This is a genomic window from Stenotrophomonas forensis, assembly GCF_028752115.1.
GTDB classification, from domain to species: Bacteria; Pseudomonadota; Gammaproteobacteria; order Xanthomonadales; family Xanthomonadaceae; genus Stenotrophomonas; species Stenotrophomonas forensis.
Window position 1 is genome coordinate 2,725,049 of sequence record NZ_CP082270.1, and the last position, 24,992, is coordinate 2,750,040.

The window sequence follows — 24,992 nt, forward strand, 5'->3', positions numbered from 1 at the left end:
CGATGCAGGAATGGACCGGATACCTGTCCGGTCCGGGGCCGGCGGCCACACGCAAGAGAGCGCCGGCCTCACGGCCGGCGCTCGGTTCAAGCACTGCGTTCGACGCGATTACGGGCGGCCGAGGCCGGCGCAGGCGCTGGCGTTGTTCACGCCGTTGACGCTGCTGGCGAGCACGAAGCGGTTGCGGATGGCATCACGCCAGGCCGCGGTGAGCGGAACGAAGCCGTGGGCACGCGAAGCGGCATCGTTGTTGCCGTTGTAGTGGCCCAGCAGGAAGCCGCGCAGGGCGAGCGCAACGTTGCCGGCCTTGTAGCACTGGCCCAGTTCGAAGGTGGTGTAACCCACGATCGGGTAGCCGACGGCCGGCGGGTTGGTGAACACCGGGGCCCAGTTGCGCACGTCATTGGCAGCAGCGCCGGTCGGCGGCAGCACCGTGTCCAGGGTGGCCTGCACGCTCGGGTCGTTCGGCGAGAAGCCACGCACCTTGGCGATCTTGGTGGCGTCGCTCAGGTTCGGCACCACGTCCGGGCCGATGTAACCGATCGCACCGGTGGTGGCGTAGACCTTGTCATACAGCGGCTGGCTGCCCAGCGCCGAAGCGGTGGTGAAGTTCGCCGGCAGCGACGAGAACTGCTTCCAGAACTCCTGGGTGGTGCTGAACTTGCCGCCGATCAGGGTGCTGCCGGCGGTGTCGCTGGCCGAGCAGGCGCTGGCCAGGAAACGGGTCAGCAGTTCGGTGGTGCCGCTCTTCTCGTTGCGGTACACGACGGTGATCGGGCCCGAACGATTCGCGTCCAGGGTGCTCCAGTTGGTGATCGTGCCGGCGAACACGCCGCACAGCTGGGTGACGCTCAGGTCGAGGTTGCCACCGGCGCTGTTGAACGGAACGGTGACCGAGGTGCCGACCGAAGGAATCTGGATCAGCGGGCCGTAGGTCGGGGCGAAGTTGGCGGCGTAGGCGGCAATCTCAGCGTCGGTCAGCACCGAGTCGCTGCCGGCGAAATGCACGGTGCCGGTGGTCTTGAACAGGTCGGCACGGTTTTCCAGGAAGGCCTGCTTGCCGGTGCCCGAGCCGGTCACTTCATAGCTGAAGTTGGCCGGCAGGATGCTGTCGGCCGAACCCTTGTACAGCTTGGCCGGCAGCGACGCGCCACCGCCCTGCACGAGCGACTGCGCCGAGGCGGCGCCGGCGGTGGCCAGCAGCGCGGTGGCAACCAGCGCGGCCAGGGTCTTGTACTTGTTCATGATCTTCTCCTGAAGGGTTTACTGCGAAGGGAAACACCAAGGGAGGAACGGTCACTTCACGCCTGCTGCCGCCGAGGGCCTCCCAGCCCACTCTGCGGCGACGTGTCCATGCTGGTCTGCGCCGATGACAGGCCGCTTAAGAAACCTGTGGAAGATCAGGAAAAGGTGTGGAGGATTGTGTGGAGAATCGGGTGATTCCATCCGCGCATGGCGTGGATCTACTGCACCAGCTGGTTCATCTCCATGATCGGCATCAGCACCGCCAGTACGATGGTCAGCACCACCCCGCCCATCACCAGGATCATGGTCGGTTCCAGCAGTGCGGTCAGTGCCATCGCCCGGCGTTCGATCTCGCGTGAGATGGTCTGTGCAGCGCGATCCAGCAGTGCCGCCAGTGAACCGGTCTTCTCGCCACTGGCCACCAGGTGCACCAGGATAGGTGGATAGACTTTCTGCACCTTCAGCGCAGAGCCCAGCGCCGCGCCTTCGCGTACCCGCGCGGATACGTCGTCGGCGCAGCGCGCCAGCAGTGCATTGCCCAACGTCTGCCGCGCCGCCTCCAGGGCACGCAGTAGCGGCACGCCGGCATCGAGCAGGATCGCCAGCGTCGAGGCAAAGCGCGCACTGTTCACGCCCAGCACGAAGCGCCCGACCATCGGCACGCGCAGCAGCATCGCATCCCAGCGCAGGCGCAGCTCCGGCCGGCGCAGTGCAAGCCGCCACGCCACCACCATCGCGCCACTGCACAGCGCCACCCACACGCCCCAGCTGCGCACGAACGCGCTGGCAGCCAGCATCACCTGGGTCAGCATCGGCAGCGTCTGCCGCGCCTGCACGAACGCGGTCACCACCTGCGGCACGACGTAGCTGAGCAGGAAGATCACGATCGCCACCGATACCAGGCTGATCGCCGCCGGGTAGATGAAGGCGGTCAGCACCTTGGCCTGCAGTGCATTGCGCTCCTCGATGTAGTCGGCCAGACGCTCCATCACCCGGGCCAGATCACCGGAGTCTTCGCCCGCACCGACCAGCGCACGGTAGATCGGCGGGAAATCACGCGGCCGCGCGGCCAGTGCCACGGTCAGGCGCTGGCCGGCGCGCACGTCGGCACGCACCGCGGTAAGCGCCTGCGCGACGTGCGGGCGCTCGGCCTGCTCGATCACCGCGCTCAACGCGCTTTCCAGCGGCAGGCTTGCGGCCAGCAGGCTGGCCAACTGGCGCGTGGCCCAGGCCAGCTCGCTGGCGGACAGGCGGCGTGCGCCCCAGCCACTGCCTGCAGCGCGCGCCACACTCACCTGTACCGGTGTCAGCCCGCGTCCGCGCAGCAGCTGGCGCGCGCTGCGCGGGCTGTCGGCATCCAGCTGTCCTTTCTCGATGCGGCCCTGCGCATTGGCGGCCTGGTAGTCGAACAGTGCCATCGTCGCCTCAGGCGTCGCCGGTAACGCGCAGGATCTCTTCCAGCGTGGTCACGCCGCTGTCGACCCAGCGCTGGCCATCCTCGCGCAGGTTGCGCATGCCGGCACGCCGCGCCGCCTCCCGCAGCGCAGGCTCACCCTGCCCTTCATGGATCAGGGCGCGCACGCGCTCATCGACCACGAACAGTTCATGGATACCGGTGCGCCCGCGATAGCCGCTGTTCGCGCACGCCGCGCAGCCCACCGCGCGCCACACGGTACGGCCCTCGCCATCCACCTCTGCACGCCGGCACTGGGTGCACAGGCGCCGCACCAGCCGCTGCGCCAGGACGCCGCGCAGCGACGAAGCCAGCAGGAACGGCTCCACGCCCATGTCGGCCAGGCGGGTCACCGCCGAGATCGCGTCGTTGGTGTGCAGCGAGGCCAGCACGCCATGCCCGGTAAGCGATGACTGCACCGCGATCTGCGCGGTTTCCAGGTCGCGGATCTCGCCGATCATGATCGTATCCGGGTCCTGGCGCAGGATCGCGCGCAGCGCGGTGCCGAAACTCATGCCGATGCGCGCATTGACCTGGATCTGGCCGATACCGGCGAAGTCGTACTCCACCGGGTCTTCCACGGTCAGGATGTTGCTGGTGCTGCTGTCGAGCTGGCCCAGCGCGGCGTACAGCGAGGTGGTCTTGCCGCTGCCGGTCGGGCCGGTCACCAGCACGATGCCATGTGGTTGCCGGATCAATCCGGTGAACGTGGCCAGGGTGTCGTCGGCCATGCCGAGCCGCTGCAGCTGCAGGCGGCCGGCATCCTTTTCCAGCAGGCGCAGCACGGCGCGCTCGCCATGCCCGGTCGGCACCGTGGACACGCGGATGTCCAGCGGCCGGCCGCCGACCCGGATCGCGATGCGACCGTCCTGCGGCAGGCGCTTCTCGGCGATATCCAGGTGCGCCATGATCTTGATGCGCGACACCAGCGCCGCGTGCAGTGCACGGCGTGGCTGCACCATGTCACGCAGGGTGCCATCCACCCGGTAGCGCACCACCGAATGGGTCTCGAACGGCTCGATGTGCAGGTCGCTGGCACCATCGCGTGCGGCCTGCGCCAGCAGCGCGTTGATCATCCGGATCACCGGCGCGTCGTCCTGCGCGTCCAGCAGATCGGTGACTTCCGGCATGTCCTGCATCAGGCGGTCCAGATCCACTTCGCTTTCAGCGGCACCGACCACCGCTGCGGCATCGCCGCCGTCGCGATACCGCTCCCCCAGCCGTTGCTGCCACGCTGCGGCATCCAGCGCCTGGAACGGCAGCGGGCCATGCCGGCGGCGCAGTTCGGCCACTGCCCAGGCGGCCGTTTCGGCAGTGCCCAGCAGCACCGGCTCACCGCCGGCCTCGGCCAGCATCACGCCGTGGCTGCGCACCCAGGCATACGGCAGCGGCGCGGTCACGCTCACGGACCGATCACCAGTTCCGGCGTGTAGCCCAGCCCACGCAACTGCTGCAGCGCCGGGTCCAGCCTCGCCGGATCGCGTGGCAGCCGCACCCGCAGGCGCTGTCCACTCCCGCCCGGCGTGGCCTCGGCATAGGCCTGCAATCCCAGTGCCCGCGCCTGCGCCACGCCCTGGTTGGCGCGTGCCACGTCCAGCCCCTGCGCGAACTGCACCAGCTGCGCATCGCCTTCGCCGGCCGGATACAACGCCGCCAGGCTGCTGTTCTGCAACGGCTGGCCCTGGCCATCGCGCGCATTGCCCTGGCCCAGCACGGACAGATCCTGCGGCGGCAGCTGCGGCGCGGAAAGCGCGGGCAGTGCCCAGCTCTGTGCCGGCTGCGCACCGGCCTGCGCGTTGCGCATGTAGTCGTAGCGGTCGCGGGTCAGACGCTGCCCGGCGGCCGGGTCGCGCACCACGTGCGGGCGCAGGAACACCATCAGGTTGGTCTTGGCGCGCTTGCGCGTATCGCTGCGGAACAGTGCCCCCAGCACCGGGATTTTTCCCAGCCCGGGCACCGCATCACGACCATGGCTGACGCTGTCTTCGAGCAACCCACCGAGCACCATGATCTGGCCATCGTCCAGCAGTACGCTGGTGTCCAGTGCACGCTTGTTGGTGATGATGCCGGCCGTGCTGCTCGCGCTCTGCGCGTCGATGCTGCTGACTTCCTGGTAGATGTCCAGCTTCACCGTGCCGCCCTCGGAAATCTGTGGACGCACGCGCAGCTTCAGGCCGACGTCCTCGCGCACGATGGTCTGGAACGGGTTGTTGCTGCCGCCCCCGCCGTCGGTCACGTAACGACCGCTGACGAACGGCACGGTCTGGCCGACCATGATGCTGGCCGCCTCGTTGTCCAGGGTCATCAGGTTGGGCGTGGACAGGATGTTGGCACCGCCCCTGCTCTGCAGCGCATTGGCCAGCGCCTTCATGTTGAGGATCTGGCCGACCCCCGGCAGATTGATGGTGCCGTCGATGACACCGATCTTCAGGCCATCCTTGGGCAGCACGTCCAGGGTGGTGCGCGCGCCGGTGTTCAGCCCGCTGCCACCGGTGGTGCCGCCGAAATGGGTGCCGCCGAAGGTGCGGCCATTGCCCAGCATCCATTGCACGCCCAACTCGGCCGCGTCGGTCTGGTTGACCTCCACGATCAGGCTTTCCACCAGCACCTGCGCGCGGCGCTGGTCAAGCTGGTCGATCACCCGCCGGAGGTTGCGGTACACCGGCTCGGGCGCCGAGATCAGCAGCGTGTTGGTTGCCACGTCGGCCTGCACCGAGATGCCGTTCTGGCTGAAGCCGGTGCTGCCGGCCTCGATCGGGTCGCGGCGGTTCGGATCAAGCCGCTGTGATTCGAGCGCATTGCCGCCGGTCTTTGCCTGTTGCGCCTGCGACGGCTGTGACGGCGTGCTGCGGCTGGCATCGCCGGGCAACGGCGTGATGCCCTCGTTGCTGCCCATCGCCGGTGCATCGCTCTGCCCGGCCACCACGCCGCGCAGCACCCCGGCCAGCTGGTTGGCCTGGGCGTTGCGCAGATACACCACGTGCAGGTTGCCGGACTCGTCCTGGGCCTTGTCCAGCTTCTCCACCAGCTGCCGCGCCAGGCGCGTGCGACCGGGGCTGCTGGAGCGCAGCAGCACGCTGTTGCTGCGCGGATCGGCCATCACGACCACCTTCTGGCTCGGCTCGGCGCCTTGTGCATCCAGCAGCGGCGCCACCATCGCCGCCACGTCCACCGCGATGCCCTGCTGCAGCTTGACCACATCGGTGTCCATGCCAGCGGGGGTGTCCACGCTGGCGATCACCCGCGCAATGCGCTCCAGGTTGTCGGCGTAATCGGTGATCACCAGGGTGTTGTTGCCCGGGTTGGCCGTGATCGGGTTGTCCGGGCTGATCATCGGCCGCAGCACCGCCACCAGTGCGGCCGCGTTCTCGTAGCGCAGCGCGAAGGTCCGCGTGGTCACCTCGCCGCCGGCGCCACCCGCACCGACGCGTCCGCCGAGCAGCTTGGCGTCGGCCTGTGGCACCACCCGGCTCACACCGCCGCTCTCGACCACGGCGAAGCCACGCATGCGCAGCGCACCCAGCAGCAGCTGGTAGGCCTGGGTACGGCTGACCGGACCCTCGGAGACCACGGTCATCTTGCCGGTCACCCGCGGATCGACCAGGAACTGGCGGCCGGTGAATCGCGCTGCCATGCGCAGCACGCCACCGATATCGGTATCCACCAGGTTCAACTGCACCGGTTCATCGCGGGCGTCCTGCGCCAGCACCACAGCCGGAACATGCGCCATGCCCACGATCAGGGCCAGCGCGCTGCTGCAGGCAAGACTGCGCGTCGCTCTCATGAATGTCCACCCGCAACGGGTGCCATCACGATGTTTCCGGAAATCCGTGCCGCCGGCATGTTCGCATCCCCTGTACGTGTCAGTTGCAGCTGCTGCAGTTCGATGGCCGGATCGGCCAGCACCGGCAGCAGCCAGTTCCACAGCGCGTCGGCGGGCACGGCCTTCACCTGCAGGTGCCAGCGCCCGTCGCGTGCTTCGATATGCAGTCCTTCGGCGAGGCCGGCGGACCTGATCCGTTCGCGCAGCCCGGCCAGCGTCGGGCGTTGATCCCGGGCCTGCTGCTGGCGCTCCCGGGCGCGCAGCAGCGGCGCCAGTGCGGTGGCCTGCGCCTGCAGCCGCGGCAGCTCTGCCTGCCAGTGCGCGCGCTGCTTCAGCAGCGGCTCCAGCCAGAACGACCACAGGCCCGCCACCAGCAGCGCACTCATCATCACGCCCAGCATCAACCGGTCGCGAGGCGGCAGGCGCTGCCAGCGCTGCTGCAGGCCTGCCAGGCCCCCACCCCGGCGCAGGGTCGGTGTGGTCACCGGTCGCCCCCGCTCACGCGCAGGCGCCCATCGCTCGCGCGGGCCAGCTCCAGGCCCTGTGCCTGAGCCGCCTGCTGCCATTGCTGCAGCCGTTGTGCGTCGTCAACCAGCGCCTGCGCATCTGCGTCCAGTTCAAGGTCCAGCCGGCCCGGTTGGTAACGCAGGCCGCGGACCTGGCCGCCCAGTTCCGGAATCGCCTGCAGCGTACTGGCCACCTGCCGCTGCACCGCCGGCAACGACGGCAGCGGCGCCGGTGCTGCCAGCGCCCGCCGCGCCTGCAGCACCGGGTCCACGACATCGGTGATCTCTGGGAAGCGCGCGCTGAACTGCCGCGCCATGTCCTGCTGCAGCGCCTCGCCTTCGCTGCGCCAACGCGAGACCTGCAGTTGCAGGCCCAGTGCCGCCAGCAGCACCGCGGCCAATGCCAGCCCGATCGCCAGCCGCGGCCGCTTCCGGGCCGCACTGGGCAGGGGCAGAGACCACCCTGGCAACGGTCCGCAGGCCTGCAGTTCGTGCGCGACCGGCGTGGCAGGCAGGCTTTCCGGCCACGTGGACGGCACGCTACCGATCCACTGCACGGCCTGTACGCCGGACTGCTGCAGCCGTGCCGCCAGCGCCTGCATCACCGCGCCCGCGTCACGCCCGCCGCACCACTGCACGCCGCCCCGGTCGCGCCCGCTGCGCACCAGCAGGTGCTCACCGCAGGCCCGCAGCGTCGCTTCCCCGCTGTTCCACGGCAGCAGCAGCGGCGTCGGATACAGTGCCCGCAGCCGCAGGCCGCACGCTCCCAGCAGCTGCTGTGCCTGCACCATCGCCTGCTGGCCCAGCCAGGCGACCGGCACGCTGCCGTCATCGGCCTGCGCGCCGTGCGCCAGGGCGACTTCCTGCAGGTCGTCCAGCAGCATCGCCTCAACTTCGCCCTGCAATGCAGCCTGCAGCCTGCGCCCGGTCAGCGGTGGCAGCTGCAGCTCCAGCAGAATCAGGTCGTGCGGATCGAGGCAGGCCAGCACCTCGGCCTGCGAATGGCGCTGGCCCAGTGCCATCAGCGCCCCGCGGCCATGCGCCTGCACGGCGCCCTTGTGCAACAGCGCCCAATCGACCTCACTGTCGGTGCGCAGGCGTTCCAGCGGTGGCAGGCAGATCCTCAACTGCACGCTCATGCACCGATCCTCGTCCACACGCGTTGCACGCGCACACCGTCATCGCGGTACTCACGCCAGATCAGCGCCCGGAAGTCGACCGCCTGACCGTCGGCCTGTACCTGGCCGACGGCGAGAAACCACTCACTATGAATGCCAAGGGGCAACAGGGCCATCTGTGCGCTGCTCAGTTGGAGTCGATTGGCGATGTCACCGCGATTGAGCAGCCAGTGGCCGCCGTCACGCTCTCCGAGCAGCGCCTGCAGGCGCCCTCGCTCGACCTCGGGCGTGACCGCCTGCAGCACGCTGAGATCGCAGGTGTTGGCATTGACCAGGGTCTGCGCCGGCAGCACCACGGTGCGCCGCGCCAGTGCCTGCACGGCCACCGGATCCGACCCCGCAAAGGCCTGCTCGATCAATGACTCGCGCGGCAGGGGTGCCTGCGCCTGGATGTCGCCATCGCGCAGGCGCGCTTGTATGTGCTCGGCCGCAGCGGCGCAGGCGCCCTGCCCCAGCCCCTGCCCGGCGCACAGGGCAATGAACGCGTGCCGAGCGTCCGGGTCCGGCCTGCCCTGTGCAAGCAGGTTGCGCAGGTTGAACATCGACTGCGCATCGACCAACTGCAGCTGTACCGGAAGCGGCACCTGCGATTGCAGCGGCCGCGCCCAGCGCCCGTCGCGCACCGTCGTCACCTGCTCGCGCGCGTCTTCACGCAGCTGCTGTGCCGCGCGCTCCAGCGAGGCGTCCACGGTCATGCGTACCTGCGCGCGCAGCTGGTCGCCGCGCAGCATGCGTAGCTGCGCCGACTGCCGGGTCAGCAGCGCGGTGGCGATCACCGCCACCAGCGCCACCACCAGCATCGCCACGATCACCGCCATGCCACGCTGGCCGGCGCACGACACCGAACGCATCCGGGTTGCCATCGGCGGGCCTCACAGCTGCCAGGAGCCGATGTCCGCATTGCCGGCCTCGCCGCCCGGCTTGCTGTCCGCGCCCAGCGAGAACACATCGATGTCGCCGTGGGTGCCGGGAATCTGGTACTGGTAGGGATGGCCCCAGGGATCGTCCGGCAGGCGGTCCAGATAGGGGGCCACCGGCATTGCACCGCCGCCCTGCGGTGGTGTCACCAGTGCCTTCAGCCCCTGCTCGGCAGTGGGGTAGCGTCCGTTGTCCAGCTTGAACAGCTTCAATGCCTGCATCAACGCAGCGATATCCTGCCGCGCCGCCACCACCCGCGCCTGGTCGGGGCGATCCATCAAGCGCGGCACGATCAACGCAGCGAGGATGCCGATGATCACCACCACCACCATGATCTCGATCAGGCTGAAACCCTGCTGCCGAGCCCAGCGACCACGAACCTGCCTTGCCATTGTTCCGCCCCCGTCATCCTGGAAGAGACCGCTGCGCCATGGTCAGCGGTGCATGTGTCAGTACGATAAACATCCGCCTGCTATTCGCAGTGCCTGCACCTGCTGTGGCATTGCGCGCATTGCAGGCACGCACGCGGCTTCCAGCAGTGGTGCAGGCACTTCGCCCAGCGTGTCTTCGATACAGGCACGCAGCAGCGGCTGCGCGCATGCCTGCAGCAGCCGCACGCACTGCATCGGCGACCATGCCGTGCCGTGACCGAGGCCGACGAACAACCGATAGGCCTGGTGGTAGCGCAGGTCATCGAACACCCGCTGCGCGCTGTTCAGATCGCGCATCACCACCAGCAACGCGGCGCGTTGCAGCGCGCGCGTATCGCCCGCATCGAACGGCAGCAGGTTCATGACAGTCTCGGGCCAGGGCCGCAACTGCGCATCAAGCACCCTGCGCAGGGCCAACAACGGATGCGTGCTGCTGTCCAGCGCTGCCCAACGCGCAGCATCCGCCCACGCATCGCTGGACAGCACCCATACCCACGAGCGTCCATAGCGTTGCACGTTCATCGGCGCATGCCGCGCCTGCTCCAGCGACTGGCTCAGGTGCCGGTCCAGCTCCAGCATGGTGACACTGCGACTGTCTGCCATCGGCATCGCCTGCGCTCTGAGACGCGTGATGCGCCGTACTCAGGAAAGACGTCGGCAGGGCGGATGAAGCGACAGCGCGAATGCCTCTCTGTGCGCTGCGTAGCGCTTCCTCATCGGCGTCATCGCAGCGTCATCCGCCTGCAGGCTTCGCGCTCCAGGCGCGGCACGTCGCCGCCACAGCGGCGCGCCAGCACGGCCACCTCGCTGCGTTGCGCGAAGGCCGCCAGCGCATCGGTCATCGCCACGTCATCCAGCCATGACGCCATCGCAACACGCAACGGCGAAAGCTGCCAGCCCTCCATCATCCCGTGGCCGCCAGCGACGAACCAGTGCCACAGCCGATGGTGCTGCACCTGGTCGTGCAGCTGCGCCAGCTCATCGATTGCGTACATGCCCATCAGCAGCAGCGCCCTTGCCATCGCCGCGGGCGCCAGCGCACCCGCCTCTGGCAGCGGAAGTACCTGCTGCTGCAGGCGCAGCAGCATCGCCAACGGATGCGATTGCGGATCGAACTCCAGCAGCACCGCCTGCTGCTGCCATTGCGCTTCGGAGACCACGCACACCCACGGTGATCCATAGCGATGCACCATCAACGGTCGTCGTTGCGTGGTCTCCAGCAACGCCGACAGATTGCGACGCAGATCCAGCACACCGATGGTCTCGTTGCGCACCCTTGGCCTCTCCTTGCTTGCAACGGCCCTGCGTGAAGCGCGGGGCCAGCGTCATCATCTAACCAAGGACGGCGATGCCACCCGGAAAGCGACGCAGATCCAGCGACATCGACTGTCGCAGCTGTTCAAGGGCCGCGTCGGGATCATCGATGCGGAAGCGGCCGCTGACCGGCGCACGTGCCAACGCCGACTCACCCAGCACGATCCTGCCGCGGCGGTAGCGGTTGATCTCGTCCACCACCTCACGCAGCGGTGCGCGGCGGAATACCAGCATGCCCTCGGTCCAGGCGCTTACCTCCGAGGCCACCGCCTCGGCCACCACGCCACTGAGGCGCTCGTCGTAGCGGGTCTGCTGCCCCGCCTGCAGCTGCAGGCGGCCCTGCGGGTGCTCGATGCGGGCGCTGCCGTGCAGGCAGGTGACCCGCACCTGGCCGTGGGTGTTGCGCACGTCCAGGCGCACCGCACCTTCGTCGGCAATCACGCAGCCAGGCCCGGCAAACAACGCCAGGCGCAGGCCGGCCCGGGTTTCGATCGCGGCCTGGCCCTGCACCAGTTCAAAGCCCTCGCCATCGGCGGCGGCGCGACGGCGCAGGCTGCTCTGCGTATCCAGATCGATCTTCAGCTGCGGCACCGGCGTGATCTGCAGGCGCTCGCCGGTGCCGGTGTGGAAATCGGCGGCCATTGCCGTGACCGGCGGCCACAGGCCCAGCGGCGGGCGGATCGCGGCGACCACCACCAGGCTGGCCGGCGCGGCAATGGCAGCGCCAAGGAAGGCACGCCGGCTCCATCGCTGTGCACGGCCCGGTGCGACCGGCTGGCGTGCCGCGGCCGGCAGCTGTTCGCCCGCCAGCCGCACCTGGTCCCACTGCCGCCGTGCACGGCCGAAGGCCTCTCGATGGCGGGGATCGGCGTCGCACCACGCGCGGAACCTGCGCCCATCGGCGGCGGTGGCCTCGCCCGAGGTCAGCCGCACCACCCACGCATGCGCCTGACGCTCGACGGCATCCAGCGGGCGTTGCGGGCGATCGTCAGCGTCCATGGGGGCTCATGCCGGACCCGCACGCTGCGGGGTTCTGCTCGGCGTCAAAGTGTAGACGGATGCCGGCGCTCAGAACCGCACCTGGCGCCCCTGCCCGCTGCGCTCGGCCAGGTAGTCCTGGGCCGCCTTCAGTTCGCGCTGCACCAATCGCAGCGACACGCCCAGGTGCTCGGCCACGTCCCGCTGCTGCAGGCCATCGACGCGGATGGCCAGCAGGATGCGGCGGCGGCGCTCGGGCATGCGCTGCAGCAGGGCGACCATGTCCTGCAACGCGAAGTCCAGTTCCGCGGCCTGCGCCGGGCCCGGCGCCGGATCGGCCAGGTCCATCAGCGCATCCACCTCATCCAGGCTCAGCAGTCGATGGTCGGCACGTTGCCGGTCGATCACGGTGTTCATCGCCATGCGCAGCAGGTAGGCCGCCGGGTTCTGCACCGCGTCCAGCCGATCGCGGCGGGCGCTCAGGCGCATCCAGGTATCCTGCAGCGCGTCGCCTGCCAGCTCTTCCGAGCCCAGCTTGCGCACCAGCCGCCGCTTCAGCTCGTCATAGGCCCCCAGAAGGTGGTCCATCAGATCAACTGCCCCAGCCGTACCGTTGCTCATGTTCGAATCCTTGAAGTCATGGAAGGGGCGAGCGCCGGCCACAGTCGTGGTCGATGCCGGAAGGTCGGATCTGCAGCGTCACCGGCTGCGGCAGTGCGGCGGCATCAGGCGCCAGCACCAGCTGCGCCAGAGTCTGCAGCAGGCGTGCGTCGCGGCCTGCATTGCCACTGCCGGATACCATCTCGGGCGCGTGCACCTGGCCGTCGCTGTCAATGCGGAAGCGCAGCGTTGCTGCATAGCGGCCCGGCGCGATGCCCGGGTCGTCACAGAACGCCTCGCGCAGGCGCTGCTGCACGTCGCCATAGCGACGGCGCCGCTCGGCGTCGGCAGGTTCGCTGCCGCTCGTCATTTCATTCGCGGATTGCGCGCCCCGGCGCAGCACCACGCGCTGCTCGCCGATCACCTCGGCTTCGATGCCGGTGTCCTGCAGCAGCGCCTGCAGCGCAGGCAACGGCGGCAGGCTGGCACGCAGCGCATGGCTGCTGCGCCCAGCGGCAAGGTCACCCGGATACATCACCGACCACCCGCTGATGACACTGAAGCGCTCGACGGCCAGCTCCAGCGGCTGCGCCGGGATGTCGTAGGCATGAACACCGTCCTGTGCGGCGGCCGCGAAGGACAACAGCAGCCATGCGGCGATGGCCACCCTCCAAGTTCTGACCGCATGGTGTCCATTCAGCCCCCTGACGTAGAACACATGACCCTCGGCAGCGACAGCAGCTGCAATGCACGCGCGGCACGACCGGAACCCCGGCCCGCGCGACCAGCAAGCGGGTTCAAACCGTACCGGCAGCACATGTCATTGCGATGACCAGCGCCCACGGCCGAGGGCGAGCCCGGCCGCGCGGAGCCCGCTGTGAAGCAACGGCATCCGGCCCCATGCCGACCAGAGCGTGTCGACCAAGGTCGACACCCACCAGGAGCAGCCAAGGTCGACACCCACCAGGAGCAGCTCATGCCGTTCCGGCACCTCGCGGGGAACTGTCGAAGTGTCGAAGGCGGGGTGGGTCCGGTTGCAGGGGTGTCCGCGGCATGGATGCCGCGGCCAAGCCCCCAAGGACGGGTTCACGGCGTCCCCTGCAACCGGACCCACCCCGCCAACACACGGAATGCCCGCTGCTGTTGCTGTTGCTGCTGGGGTTGCCGGCCAGCAGCCGGCACGACCGCGGGTGCCGGGTGCAACCCGGCCAGCCCCCACCCCTCAAAGCGGCAAGCGGGTGGTCTGCTTGATCCGCTGCATCGGAATCTCGGTCTTGGTGTTCTGCACCCCGGCAATCCGGTTCAGGTGCTGCATCTGGAACTGCCGGTAGGCATCAAGGTCGGCCACCGCCACCCGCAGCAGGAAGTCGCAGTCACCGGCCATCAGATGGCATTCAAGCACTTCCGGGAAAGACTTGATGCTGTTGATGAAGTGATTGGTGGTGTCCTCGTCCTGCCCGCGCAGCCACACCCGCACGAATACGGTGAACCCCCGCCCGACCTTGGCCTCGTTCAGCAGCGCCACGTAGCGGTCGATGTAACCGCCTTCCTCCAGCAGCCGCACCCGGCGCAGGCAGGCCGACGGCGAGAGGCCCACCTGACGGGCCAGCTCCAGGTTCTGCAGGCGTCCGTCCCCTTGCAGGGCGTCGAGGATGCGCCGATCAAGATTGTCGAGCTGGTACTGCATGAAATTCCATCCGTTCCGACTATGGCCGCAGGAAATTCCAATCTTCCTTAATTCAATGGCACCAACGCAACCCGATTTCGTGATTGGACCGCTAGGATGGGCCACCCCACTCAGTTGTGTCGTTCCATGGACGCCCGTACCACCCTACCCCTGCCTGACGCCACCTGCGACACCGCCCCGCGTGCCGAATTCCTGCGCGGCCTGCGCGCCGCCGTGCCGGTGATGATCGGCTTCATTCCCTTCGCCCTGGTGCTCGGCGCCCAGGCCGCACAGAAGGGCCTGACCGCCCTTGAAGTACCACTGATGACCGGCCTCAACTTTGCCGGCGGCTCGGAATTCGCCGCGGTCGAGCTGTGGACCTCGCCGCCGCATATCGCGCTGATCGTGGCGATCACCGCGCTGGTCAACAGCCGCCACCTGCTGATGGGTGCCAGCCTGGCACCGCTGTTGCAGCACCTTCCGCGCCGCCGGGTGCTGCCGGCACTGTTCTTCATGTGCGACGAGAGCTGGGCGATGGGCGTGGCCGACGCACGCCGCCGCGCCCTCGGCTTCAGCCTGGCCTACTACCTGGGCGTCTCGGCCGGCCTGTACACGGTCTGGGTGGCCTGCACCGCGCTGGGCGCGATCGTCGGCCCGATGCTGGGCGACATCCACGCCTACGGCTTCGACATGGCCTTCCCCGCCGTGTTCCTGGTGCTGCTGCGCGGCATGTGGCAGGGCATGAAGGCCGCGCGGCCCTGGCTGGTGAGCCTGGTGGTGGCCGCCACCACCTACCTGCTGGTTCCCGGCGCGTGGTACGTGGCCAGCGGTGCGCTGGCCGGCCTCGCGGCGGCCTGGCTGCTGGCGGAGGACGCGGCATGATCTTCAATGGCTTGATTCACTGGACTTCGGTGCTGACCATCGTGCTGATGGCGGCCGCCACCTACCTCACCCGCATCGTCGGATTCCTGGCGCTGCGCAACCGTGCGCTGAGCAAGCGCGCGGTAACAGTGATGGAAGCCGCACCCGGCTGCGTGCTGATCTCGGTGATCGCACCGGACTTCGTCGCCGACAAGCCGGCCGATCTGGCGGCACTGGCGATCACCCTGCTGGCCGCCACGCGCCTGTCGATGCTGCCGACGGTGCTGATCGGCGTGGTCTCGGCGGGTGTACTGCGCTACCTGATGGGCTGACGCGCCCGGCCTTCCTGGGTAGAGCCGAGCCCATGTCCGGCTCTATAGAAACCTCCCTGCGACACCCGGTCGCAGCCGATCCCGTCGGTCACTTGACCAATATCAAATCGCCCGCCGCCGCGCGGGCGTATTCCTATGCAGGACCCGAACACGCCGGCGTTTCCGGCATCCACAAGGACCCTGCGATGAGCTACACCCCCGACAACGCCCAGCTCCTCAACGCCATGCAGAACGTCATGGTGATCTCCACCACCGACCTGCAGGGCAACATCACCTACGCCAACGACCTGTTCTGCACGCTTACCGGCTTCGCCCGCGAAGAACTGATCGGCCAGCCGCACAGCATCGTGCGCCACCCCGACGTGCCCAAGGCGGTCTACAAGGATATGTGGGACACGATCAAGGCCGGCAAGACCTGGACCGGCATCGTGCCGAATCTGGGCAAGGGCGGCGTGCTCTACGTGGTCGACACCACCGTGCAGCCGCTGTTCGACGCCGACGGCAACATCACCTCGTACATCAGCATCCGCCGCGTGGTGAACGACCTGATGCAGAACTACGACCTGGTCGAGTTCAGCAAGGAAAAGTTCGACGACTTCTACGAGGCCGCGTGAACGCCCTCCCGACCAGCACCGCCATCAGCCGCCTGCTGGTGGGCTTCGCGTCCGAGTCGGGCAATGCCCGCGCCCTGGCCCAGCGCCTGGGCGCGGACCTGCAGCCGCACGCGCCGCAGGTGCTTCCCTTCAACGACATCGACGTGGCCAGCCTCGGCCACGGCGATGTGCTGCTGGCGATTTCCAGCTCGTTCGGTGACGGCGAACCGCCGGCCAACGGCGAGCAGTTCTTCGAAACACTGCGCCAGACCCCGACGCTGAGCGGCCTGCGCTATGCGGTATTCGGGCTTGGCGATACCGGCTACCCCCGCTTCTGTGGCTTCACCAAGGCCCTGGATGCCGCACTGAGCGAGCGCCAGGCACAACCGCTGCTGCACCGCGTGGATGCCGATCTCGGCTACGAGCAGTTCTTCCAGCAATGGCAGCCGGTGCTCGGCCAGGTGCTGGACGGAAACCCCGCCGCCGGCCAGGACCTGCGCCTGCAGGTGACCGCCTATGGCGAAGACAACGCCTTTGCCGCGCGCATCGTTGAACGCCGCCGCTTGAACAGCAGCGATCCCGCGGCCTGGCACCTGCAGCTGGACATTGCCGGCAGCGGCATGGCCTACCGGGCCGGTGACACCCTGCACGTGGTACCAGAGAACGACCCTGCACTGTTGCAGGCGCTGGCCAACTGGTACGGCGACACCGGCGCCGTGGCCAGCCTGCACGACCGCGAGCTGCGCCTGCTGGGCAAGAACGTACTGCGCGAACTGGCCCGGCTCGGCGGCAGCGATACATTGAAGGGCCTGCTGAAGGTCAGCCAGAAGCGCGAACTGGAGGCGTACCTGCACGGCCTGGACCTGCTGGACGTACTGCAGGATCACGCCACCCCGGACAGCATTCCGCTGGCGCGCCTGCGCGAGCTGCTGTCGCCACGCCTGCCGCGTGCCTATTCGATTGCCTCGCACCCGTACGATGACCAGCTCAGCCTGTGCGTGCGCGAAGTACGCTACACCCTGCGTGGCCGCGAGCGCTTTGGCACCGCCACCGGCAGCCTGCTGCATGGCGGCGACCACGCCCGTGTGTACTGCCGCTCCAATCCCGGCTTCCATCTGCCCGATGCCGGGCAAGCACCGCTGTTGCTGGTCGGCACCGGCACCGGCATCGCGCCGTTGATGGGCCTGATGCAGGAACTGCAGGCGACCTCCTGCGAACGTGAAGTGCACCTTGTGTTCGGCGAGAAGCATCGCGAACACGACTACCTCTATCGCGAGCAGCTGCAGGACTGGCACGCGCGCGGCGCGCTGGCTGGCCTGCATACCGCGTTCTCGCGCGATGGGGCCGACAAGGTCTATGTGCAGCATGTGCTGCAGCAGCGTGCCAGCGAGGTACGCGATGTGCTTGCCCGTGGTGGGCATCTGTACCTGTGCGGCAACAAGCGCCACCTGGAAGGCGCGATACGCGACGCGATCGATGGCATCGGCGGCGAAGGCCTTTGGGACACCCTCCGCAGCGAAGGCCGCACCCACTGCGAGCTGTATTGACCCGTCCGTCGGGCAGAGCCGGCCGCTGGCCGGCTGATCTTCACATCACGAGGCTGCCGGCCAGCGGCCGGCACTACCGAAGATCGCGCTACATCGGCACCCCGACGATCACGCTGGACACCATGGGTAGATCCGGCCGCTGGCCGGCTGCGCTTCGATCCATGAAGCTGCCGGCCAGCGGCCGGCACTACCCAAACCCCTTCTACATCGGCACGCCGACGATCACGCTGGACGCCTTGAGTAGAGCCGGCCGCTGGCCGGCTGCGCTTCGTACCATGAAGCTGCCGGCCAGCGGCCGGCACTACCGAAGGTCGATCTACATCGGCACGCCGACGATCACGCTGGACGCCTTGAACAGCACCGTTGCCGCGCTGCCTTCGCGCAGCTCCAGCGCCGCGGTGCTGGTGCGCGTGATCACCGCCACCACACTGCAGCCGTGGCCGATATCCACCACCACCTCATCGTTCACCGCGCCCTCGGTGAGCCGTTCCACCTTGCCACTGAACTGGTTGCGTGCCGAATAACGCCCCTCCCCCTGCGCGACGATCACCGACGAGGCCTTCACCAGCGCGTAGGCCGGCACGCCCACCGCCAGCCCCAATGCTTCCACGCTGCCATGGGTGATCGTGGCCACCAGCGCCAGCCCCGGCGCCACTTCAATCTGCACTTCGTCGTTGACCGCACCGGTGGCCAGCGCGCTGACCCGGCCATGGAACTGGTTGCGTGCACTGGTGATCATGCCGATTCTCCGGATCAGGGCCAGATCCTCGTCCAGCCCGGGGGTGGCCTGCAGCGACTGCAGGAAGGTGCGGTGCGCGCGCTCGACCTCTTCGAAGCGGGCGATCAGCTGGTGGCCGCGCACGGTCAGCTGCGCACCGCCTCCTCCACGTCCGCCTACACTGCGCACGACCAGCGGCTCGCCGGCGGCGGTGTTCATCGCATCCACCGCATCCCAGGCGTTCTTGTAGGTCATGCCCATGCGCTTGGCGGCCTGGCTGATCGAGCCGCAGGCATCGATCAACCCCAACAGCGCGAAGCGCCCGCGGCCCCCCACGCTCTGCCCGGCAATGCTCAGCCACAGGTTGCCCTGCAGTTCCAACGGTGGCCCGGCCTCGCTCATGGTGCTCGTTTTCCTGCGTTGCGCGCGAACGGCCAGTGTACGGCGTCGCTCCCCTGCACCGGGCTTGATATCGATCAAGGTGGCCGCGCCGGCCGGCGCCGAGAATCCCCGGGTCGGTCATCAAGTTGACCCCTGCCAACCGTTATATCATCTTGGATATAACGAACCCGAGGACTCGCGAGGATGCGTACCTGTCGTTTCGTTCTACCCCTGTCTGCCCTGCTGCTGCCGCTGGCCGCCACCGCCGCCGCCGACACCGCCTCGCCGCCGCCGGTATTCACCCTGGGCACCATCGACGTGCATGCCGAACGCGGCACCTCGCCCACCGTGGCCGAACGCAGCCTCGACGCCGAGCGCATCCAGCAGCTGGACCGCAACACGGTCGGTGATGCGGTCAGCGTGCTGCCGGGCGTCAGCCTGGCGCGCAACTCGCGCAACGAGGACATGGTCTACCTGCGCGGCTTCGATGCCCGCCAGGTGCCGGTGTTCCTCGACGGCATCCCGCTCTACGTGCCCTATGACGGCTACGTGGATTTCGGCCGCTTCACCACCTTCGACCTGGCCGAGATCCAGGTCGCCAGCGGCGCGGCCTCGCTGCTGTACGGGCCGAACATCCTGGGCGGTGCGATCAACCTGGTCAGCCGCCGTCCCGAGCGCCCGCTGGAAGGTGATGTGCGCCTGGGCATCGCCGACGGTGGCGAGCGCAAGGCGGCGGTCAATCTTGGCGGCCGCCGCGGCGACTGGTACTTCCAGCTGGGCGCATCGATCCTGAAGGCCGATGACTTCCCGCTGCCGAAGGGCTTCGTCGATTACAAGCGGGTGCCCACCGACACCGGCAAGGACCGCCGCAACGCCTCGCGCGACGACCGCCGCCTGTCGTTCAAGCTGGGCTACACCCCGCGCGAGGGTGACGAGTACGCGATCGGCTACGCGCGCCAGGACGGCGAAAAGGACAACCCGGTCTACACCGGCACCGCGCGCAGCGGCATCCGCTACTGGCGCTGGCCGTGGTGGGACAAGGACAGCCTGTACTTCATCGGCAACACCCGCCTGGGCGAGCACACCACGCTGCGCACCCGCGTCTACCGCGATACCTATGGCAATGGCCTGGACGCCTATACCGACGGCAGCTACCAGGTGGCGATGGACAACAGCAGTTTCCCCAGCATCTACGACGACCGCACCGTGGGCGGCTCGGTGACCCTGGCCACGACGGCGCTGCCGCGCCAGGAACTGCAGTTCGCGATCCACTACAAGGAAGACCAGCACAGCGAGCGCAATCCGCATTCGCCGACCAAGGACTTCCGTGATGTCACCACCTCGGTGGCGATCGAGGACCGCATCGCACTGACCGATACCTCGCACCTGCGCGTGGGGGTCGGCCATGACCGCCGCGACGCCAAGCGCGTGTACTTCTGGCCGACCGGCAGCGCTGATGCCACCAATGAGGTACTGGAGTACGTGCAGCAGTTGGCGCCGGACCAGCAGTGGTACGCCAGCGTGGCGCGGCGCACGCGCTTCCCGACCATCAAGGACCGCTACTCGGCGCGCATGGGCGCGGCCCTGCCGAACCCGGACCTGAAGCCCGAGCACGCCACCCACTTCGAAGTGGGCCTGCGTGGCCGCTGGTGGGAAGGCGGCCAGCTGCAGGCGTCCCTGTTCCAGAGCCGCATCGATGATCTGATCCAGAACGCGGTAGTGGCGTCGCGCGAGTGCGGCGGCAGCACCTGCAACCAGGCGCAGAACATCGGCAAGGCCCGCCACCAGGGTGTGGAACTGGGCCTGCGCCAGCGCATCGGCGACGACTGGGACCTGCAGGCCAGCTACACCTGGCTGCGTCGCACCAACCTGCAGGACCGCAACGTGGCCCTGCTCGACAGCCCGCGCCAGCGGCTGTTCATGGCGGTGGGCTGGCAGCTGCTGCCGCAGTGGAAGCTGCAGGCCACGCTGGACGCCGAACAGGGCCGCAAGGTCAGCTACGCCGACGCGGCGCGACCGGTACGCGCACTGCCCGGCTACGGCATCACCGGCCTGAAGGCCAGCTGGAGCCCGCGCGAGGCCTGGGATTTCGACCTCGGCGTGCGCAACATCGGTGACAGATGGTACGAACTGGCCGACGGCTACCCGATGCCGGGGCGTACCTGGTTCGCCAATGCCAACTGGAGGTTCTGAGCATGACCGCGTCCTCGACACCGCGCATCGCGGCGATCGTGCATGACCACAGCGGCGAGCCCGATGGACTGCTGGCCGCCTTCGCCGCGCGCCAGCTGGCCGCCGGACACCGCGTGCGCGGGCTGGTGCACCTGCCGCACGAGCCCGCGGCCAACGGCGGCAAGCGCATGGCGCTGATGGACGTGACCGATCCCGCTTCACGTTACCCGATCAGCCAGGCGCTGGGCCAGGCCTCGTGTGGCTGCAACCTCGACCCGGGCGGCATCGCCGATGCCAGCGTGGTGCTGCGCCGGGCGCTGCAGGACCATGCCGAGCTGGCCATCGCCAACCGCTTCGGCACGCTGGAATCGGAGGGCGGCGGCATGGCCGATGAGCTGCTGGCGCTGATGCTGGCGGGCATCCCGCTGCTGACCGCGGTGAAGCTGCCCTACCTCGACGCATGGCGGCAGTTCACCGGCGGCATGGCCGTCGAGCTGCCGGCCGAGGACGCGGCACTGCAAGCCTGGTGGGATGCCTGCCGTACCGCACCGGACGCCGCCGCATGAGGCGGCGCGCCCTGCTGCAGGCGTTCGCGCTGGCGCCCCTGCTGGCCGCCGGTGCCGGACTGCTGGCGATGCCGGCACAGCGTGTGCTGCGGCTGGGCGCACCCAAGGCCACACCCAGGCGCGTGTTTGCGGCCGGTCCACCGGCCGCGGTGCTGCTGGCCGCGGTGGCGCCCGAGCGCCTGCTGGGGTGGCCGATGAAGGTCTCGCCCGACGCGCTGGCGCAGCTGCCGGCAGTCGTGCGCACATTGCCGGTGGTCGGACGCCTTGCCGGGCGCGGCAGTACGGTCAGCCTCGAGCGCCTGCTTGCGATGCAGCCGGACCTGGTGCTGGACGCAGGAGATTTCGACGCCAGCTATCGCGACTCGGCCGAGCGGGTGTGGAAGCAGACCGCGATTCCCTTCGAGCTGATTGCCGGGCGCCTGCCTGATCATCCAGCGCAGCTGCGCCACGTCGGCAGGTTCCTTGGCGTGGCCGCACGCGGCGAAGCCTTGGCGCAGGCCGCCGAAGCGCAGTTGGCGCTGGTCCGCGAGGTGCTGGCGGCGCGTCCGGAGGCGGCGCGGCCCAGCGTTTACTACGGACGCGGCAGCGATGGCCTGGAAAGCGGCCTGTCCGGCTCGATCAATACCGAAGTGATCGAATTCTGTGGCGGCCGCAATGTGGCGGCCAGTGCCGGTGCCGGCGGCCTGGCCCGCGTCTCATTCGAACAACTGCTGGCCTGGGACCCGGACGTGATCCTGACCCAGGATGCTGGCTTCGCAGCCCATGCCGCACAGGATCCGCGCTGGCGTGCGCTGCGCGCCGTGCGGGACGCGCGGCTGTACTGCGCGCCGGTGCTGCCGTTCGGTTGGCTGGATGGCCCGCCCGGCATCAACCGCCTGCCTGGCCTGCCGTGGCTGTTGTCCAGGCTGCATCCCGGCGCGACGCCCTCGCTTGCACCTGCTGCCCTTCGCGGGCGCATCAGCGCGCTGCATCATCTGCTGTGGGGCCAACCGTTGCCCGCCGCGCTTGCGCGCAGTCTGGCGAACGCCTGAGCATGCGCACGCTTCCTCGCTGGGCCTGGCATGCCGGTGGCTGGAGCCTGCTGCTGGCGATGCTGCTGCTGGCGTTCTCGGTCGGCCAGTTCCCGGTGCAACCGGCGGCGCTGCTGCAGGCCATCGGCTGGCAGCTGTTCGGCACGGGCGATCCCCCCGCGCCTGCGGTGCAGGCCGCGCTCTGGCACATCCGCCTGCCGCGCGTGCTGGCCGCCGTCCTGATCGGCGCGGTGCTGTCCGCCGCTGGCGCGGCCTATCAGGCCATGTTCCGCAATCCGCTGGTGTCGCCGGACATCCTCGGCGTCTCCGCGGGCGCGGGTCTTGGCGCGTCGCTGGGCCTGTTCCTCGGCCTGCCGATGCTGCTGGTGCAGGGCATCGCCTTTGCCGGCGGCCTGGGTGCGGTCGGCCTGGTCTGCCTGGTGGCGGCGCTGGTGCGTCGTCACGACCCGGTGCTGGTGCTGGTGCTGGCCGGTGTCGCGGTGTCGGCGCTGCTTGGCGCCGGCATCTCGTTGTTGAAGCTGTTGGCCGATCCGTACACGCAGTTGCCGTCGATCACCTTCTGGCTGCTCGGTGGCCTGAACGCGGTGGTCATCGACGACCTCAAGGTCACCGCGCCATTGCTGCTGATCGGGCTGTTGCCGCTGGCGCTGCTGCGCTGGCGGGTGAACCTGCTCGGCCTCGGCGACGAGGAGGCCAGCGCGCTGGGCGTAGCGGTCACGCCGCTGCGCTGGACACTGATCGCCGCCGCCACGCTGTGCACGGCAGCAGCGGTGTCGCTGGCCGGCATCATCGGCTGGGTCGGGCTGGTGGTTCCGCACATCGCGCGGTTGCTGGTCGGCGCCGACTTCCGCCGCCTGTTGCCGGCCAGCCTGCTGCTCGGCGCCAGTTTCCTGCTCGCGGCCGATACGCTGGCGCGTACCCTGGCGCCGATCGAACTACCGCTCGGCATCCTCACCGCGTTTGTCGGCGTGCCCTGCTTCCTGCTGGTACTGGCGCGCAGCGAGCGTCGGCCATGAGCAGCAGCACACCGTTGCTGGAAGCGCGCGGACTGGTCATCGGCCATGCCGGCGTGGCACTGGGTGCGCCGTTCGCGTTGACGGTACACCCCGGTGAAGTGCTGTGCCTGCTTGGCCCGAACGGCTGTGGCAAGACCACCCTGTTCCGCACCCTGCACGGCCTGCTGCCCGCCGTGCGCGGCGAGGTGGACCTGCAGGGCACGCCGCTGCGCGCGCATGACCGCACTGCCATTGCTCGCCGCATCGGTTATGTCCCGCAGGCCTCACCCATGCCTTTCGCCTGGCGCGTGCGCGAGGTGGTGGCCATGGGCCGCGCCGCGCACTTGGGCCTGCTGGCCGCCCCCGGTCGTGCCGATGAAGCCATCGCCGGGGAGTGCCTGCGCGAACTGGGGTTGCATGCGCTCGCCGAACGCACGGTGACCACGCTCAGTGGCGGCGAGCGTCAGCTGGTGCTGATCGCGCGTGCGCTGGCCCAGCAGGCGCACCTGCTGGTGATGGACGAGCCCACCGCCAGCCTCGACTTCGGCAACCAGCTGCGCATCCTCGATACCGTGCGTCGCCTGGCCGACCGTGGCATCGGCGTGCTGCTGTCCACCCATCAACCGCAGCACGCGCTGCAGGTCGCCGACCGCATCGCACTGATGGCGGCGGGCAGCCTGCAGGCACTGGGCCCTGCGCGGGAGATCGCCACCCCCGAACGCCTCGCCACGCTGTATGGCGTCGATGCGGCACGCGTCGCTGCCGCCCTGCCCGCTTCTGGATCTTCCCCATGAGTACACCGCTACCCACCCCGATCGACCACGCCGCGCGCTATCGCCAGCACCTGCTGGCCTGTGCATTCCAGGCCAAGCCGGCCAGTGCCTGGGATGCGCGCGCCGCGCAGACCAGCTGGAAACGCCGCCACGATGACTACAGCGACGCCTTCCTGGCCCGGCTTGATCTGGGAGGTGTGGCCACGGTGTTGGATGTCGGCTGCGGGCCCGGCCTGCTGAGCCTGCCCATCGCTGCACAGGTGCAGCACGTGCATGCCCTGGACTACAGCAGCGGCATGCTCGACGGCCTGCGCGCCGCGATCGCACGCGAAGATGCCAGCAACGTTACGCCGTGGCAGCTGTCGTGGACCGATGACTGGCACGCCGTGCCGCGCTGCGACCTTGCCATTGCCTCGCGCTCACTGATGGTGCCGGACCTTGAGGCAGCGCTGCGCAGGCTGGACGCGCACGCCCGCCAGCGCGCCTGCATCACCTTCGCCACCGGCCCGCGTGCCGGCGTGCCCGAGCTGGCCGAGCTGCTCGGCCGCGACTGGGTGCCGATGCCCGATCACCGCTACCCGATCAACATGCTGCTGGATATGGGCCGCTCGCCGCAGGTGGATTATCTGCCCGAATCGGTGCGCGACGTCGCCCAGGATGCCGACGGCCTGGTGCGCCAGGCCGTGGAACTGTTCGGTGCGCTGGATGCGGATGAGGAAGCCCGCGTGCGCGCATGGCATGCACGCTCGCCGCAGCATCGTTTCGGCATGGCACCGACACGGCGCTGGGCGTTCATCCAGTGGGCGACCAACGATTGACCCGGTAGAGCCGGCCGCTGGCCGGCTGCTCGGGATTCCATGATTGCCGGCCAGCGGCCGGCACTACCATCAGATGCCACTGAACCCCCGATG

25 protein-coding genes are annotated in these 24,992 nt (G+C 69.0%); 10 read left to right on the forward strand and 15 right to left on the reverse strand.

What is annotated here, in order from left to right:
- Nucleotides 1-108 precede the first annotated feature (108 nt).
- The 14 genes from K5L94_RS12725 to K5L94_RS12790 form a co-directional block, all read right to left on the reverse strand.
- Complete coding sequence (locus tag K5L94_RS12725) at nucleotides 109-1,245, reverse strand: substrate-binding domain-containing protein (RefSeq protein ID WP_053449917.1); 1,137 nt, start codon at nucleotides 1,243-1,245, stop codon at nucleotides 109-111.
- 218 nt (nucleotides 1,246-1,463) lie between these two features.
- Nucleotides 1,464-2,663, reverse strand: coding sequence for a type II secretion system inner membrane protein GspF (gene gspF / locus K5L94_RS12730; protein ID WP_053449918.1), 1,200 nt, complete (start codon nucleotides 2,661-2,663; stop codon nucleotides 1,464-1,466).
- A gap of 7 nt (nucleotides 2,664-2,670) precedes the next feature.
- Nucleotides 2,671-4,104: a type II secretion system ATPase GspE gene (gspE, locus tag K5L94_RS12735; protein WP_080374927.1), complete on the reverse strand. Its 1,434-nt coding sequence runs from the start codon at nucleotides 4,102-4,104 to the stop codon at nucleotides 2,671-2,673.
- Complete coding sequence (gspD, locus tag K5L94_RS12740; protein WP_164087699.1) at nucleotides 4,101-6,482, reverse strand: type II secretion system secretin GspD; 2,382 nt, start codon at nucleotides 6,480-6,482, stop codon at nucleotides 4,101-4,103. The genes gspE and gspD overlap by 4 nt, the downstream gene beginning before the upstream one ends.
- Nucleotides 6,479-7,006 carry a type II secretion system protein GspM gene (gene gspM / locus K5L94_RS12745; RefSeq protein WP_006449243.1) on the reverse strand — a complete coding sequence of 176 codons (528 nt, stop codon included), beginning with the start codon at nucleotides 7,004-7,006 and terminating at the stop codon, nucleotides 6,479-6,481. The genes gspD and gspM overlap by 4 nt, the downstream gene beginning before the upstream one ends.
- Complete coding sequence (gene gspL, locus K5L94_RS12750) at nucleotides 7,003-8,166, reverse strand: type II secretion system protein GspL (RefSeq protein ID WP_164087700.1); 1,164 nt, start codon at nucleotides 8,164-8,166, stop codon at nucleotides 7,003-7,005. Before gspL ends, gspM begins: the two co-directional genes overlap by 4 nt.
- Entirely contained in the window at nucleotides 8,163-9,068 is a 906-nt protein-coding gene (gene gspK / locus K5L94_RS12755; protein WP_164087701.1) for a type II secretion system minor pseudopilin GspK, read from the reverse strand. Before gspK ends, gspL begins: the two co-directional genes overlap by 4 nt.
- Nucleotides 9,069-9,077: 9 nt before the next feature.
- A complete protein-coding gene (gene gspG / locus K5L94_RS12760) occupies nucleotides 9,078-9,515 on the reverse strand; it encodes a type II secretion system major pseudopilin GspG (RefSeq protein ID WP_274510599.1) in 438 nt (145 codons plus the stop codon).
- A 57-nt stretch (nucleotides 9,516-9,572) separates the two neighbouring features.
- Nucleotides 9,573-10,157 (reverse strand): hypothetical protein, encoded by a 585-nt coding sequence (locus K5L94_RS12765; protein ID WP_053451324.1) that lies wholly within the window; start codon nucleotides 10,155-10,157, stop codon nucleotides 9,573-9,575.
- A 119-nt stretch (nucleotides 10,158-10,276) separates the two neighbouring features.
- Entirely contained in the window at nucleotides 10,277-10,828 is a 552-nt protein-coding gene (locus K5L94_RS12770; protein ID WP_164087703.1) for a hypothetical protein, read from the reverse strand.
- A gap of 58 nt (nucleotides 10,829-10,886) precedes the next feature.
- Nucleotides 10,887-11,867: a FecR family protein gene (locus K5L94_RS12775; RefSeq protein ID WP_133934850.1), complete on the reverse strand. Its 981-nt coding sequence runs from the start codon at nucleotides 11,865-11,867 to the stop codon at nucleotides 10,887-10,889.
- 69 nt (nucleotides 11,868-11,936) lie between these two features.
- Complete coding sequence (locus tag K5L94_RS12780) at nucleotides 11,937-12,467, reverse strand: RNA polymerase sigma factor (protein ID WP_006449274.1); 531 nt, start codon at nucleotides 12,465-12,467, stop codon at nucleotides 11,937-11,939.
- A gap of 16 nt (nucleotides 12,468-12,483) precedes the next feature.
- Entirely contained in the window at nucleotides 12,484-13,164 is a 681-nt protein-coding gene (locus tag K5L94_RS12785; RefSeq protein WP_337999982.1) for a TonB C-terminal domain-containing protein, read from the reverse strand.
- A 504-nt stretch (nucleotides 13,165-13,668) separates the two neighbouring features.
- Nucleotides 13,669-14,133 carry an Lrp/AsnC family transcriptional regulator gene (locus K5L94_RS12790; RefSeq protein ID WP_008265929.1) on the reverse strand — a complete coding sequence of 155 codons (465 nt, stop codon included), beginning with the start codon at nucleotides 14,131-14,133 and terminating at the stop codon, nucleotides 13,669-13,671.
- 126 nt (nucleotides 14,134-14,259) lie between these two features.
- On the opposite strand from K5L94_RS12790, the gene K5L94_RS12795 reads away from it, so the two are divergent.
- From K5L94_RS12795 to K5L94_RS12810, 4 genes are all read left to right on the forward strand, one after another.
- Entirely contained in the window at nucleotides 14,260-14,994 is a 735-nt protein-coding gene (locus K5L94_RS12795; protein ID WP_274510601.1) for an AzlC family ABC transporter permease, read from the forward strand.
- Nucleotides 14,991-15,305: an AzlD family protein gene (locus tag K5L94_RS12800; RefSeq protein ID WP_180878661.1), complete on the forward strand. Its 315-nt coding sequence runs from the start codon at nucleotides 14,991-14,993 to the stop codon at nucleotides 15,303-15,305. The genes K5L94_RS12795 and K5L94_RS12800 overlap by 4 nt, the downstream gene beginning before the upstream one ends.
- Nucleotides 15,306-15,490: 185 nt before the next feature.
- Nucleotides 15,491-15,919 carry a PAS domain-containing protein gene (locus K5L94_RS12805; protein WP_005409905.1) on the forward strand — a complete coding sequence of 143 codons (429 nt, stop codon included), beginning with the start codon at nucleotides 15,491-15,493 and terminating at the stop codon, nucleotides 15,917-15,919.
- Entirely contained in the window at nucleotides 15,916-17,445 is a 1,530-nt protein-coding gene (locus K5L94_RS12810) for a diflavin oxidoreductase (protein WP_274510602.1), read from the forward strand. Before K5L94_RS12805 ends, K5L94_RS12810 begins: the two co-directional genes overlap by 4 nt.
- Before the next feature lie 316 nt (nucleotides 17,446-17,761).
- On the opposite strand, the gene K5L94_RS12815 is transcribed toward K5L94_RS12810, so the two are convergent.
- Nucleotides 17,762-18,565: a TOBE domain-containing protein gene (locus K5L94_RS12815; protein ID WP_274510603.1), complete on the reverse strand. Its 804-nt coding sequence runs from the start codon at nucleotides 18,563-18,565 to the stop codon at nucleotides 17,762-17,764.
- Between the two features lie 183 nt (nucleotides 18,566-18,748).
- On the opposite strand from K5L94_RS12815, the gene K5L94_RS12820 reads away from it, so the two are divergent.
- The 6 genes from K5L94_RS12820 to K5L94_RS12845 are packed head-to-tail and all read left to right on the forward strand — an operon-like array spanning nucleotide 18,749 to nucleotide 24,899.
- The gene (locus K5L94_RS12820; RefSeq protein ID WP_274510604.1) at nucleotides 18,749-20,737 is read left to right on the forward strand and encodes a TonB-dependent receptor plug domain-containing protein; all 1,989 of its coding nucleotides are present in this window, start codon (nucleotides 18,749-18,751) and stop codon (nucleotides 20,735-20,737) included.
- Between the two features lie 2 nt (nucleotides 20,738-20,739).
- Complete coding sequence (locus tag K5L94_RS12825) at nucleotides 20,740-21,282, forward strand: DUF2478 domain-containing protein (RefSeq protein WP_274510605.1); 543 nt, start codon at nucleotides 20,740-20,742, stop codon at nucleotides 21,280-21,282.
- Complete coding sequence (locus K5L94_RS12830) at nucleotides 21,279-22,313, forward strand: ABC transporter substrate-binding protein (protein ID WP_274510606.1); 1,035 nt, start codon at nucleotides 21,279-21,281, stop codon at nucleotides 22,311-22,313. The genes K5L94_RS12825 and K5L94_RS12830 overlap by 4 nt, the downstream gene beginning before the upstream one ends.
- Nucleotides 22,314-22,315: 2 nt before the next feature.
- A complete protein-coding gene (locus tag K5L94_RS12835; protein ID WP_274510607.1) occupies nucleotides 22,316-23,329 on the forward strand; it encodes a FecCD family ABC transporter permease in 1,014 nt (337 codons plus the stop codon).
- Complete coding sequence (locus K5L94_RS12840; protein ID WP_274510608.1) at nucleotides 23,326-24,102, forward strand: ABC transporter ATP-binding protein; 777 nt, start codon at nucleotides 23,326-23,328, stop codon at nucleotides 24,100-24,102. Before K5L94_RS12835 ends, K5L94_RS12840 begins: the two co-directional genes overlap by 4 nt.
- Entirely contained in the window at nucleotides 24,099-24,899 is an 801-nt protein-coding gene (locus K5L94_RS12845) for a class I SAM-dependent methyltransferase (protein WP_274510609.1), read from the forward strand. The genes K5L94_RS12840 and K5L94_RS12845 overlap by 4 nt, the downstream gene beginning before the upstream one ends.
- Nucleotides 24,900-24,992 lie beyond the last annotated feature (93 nt).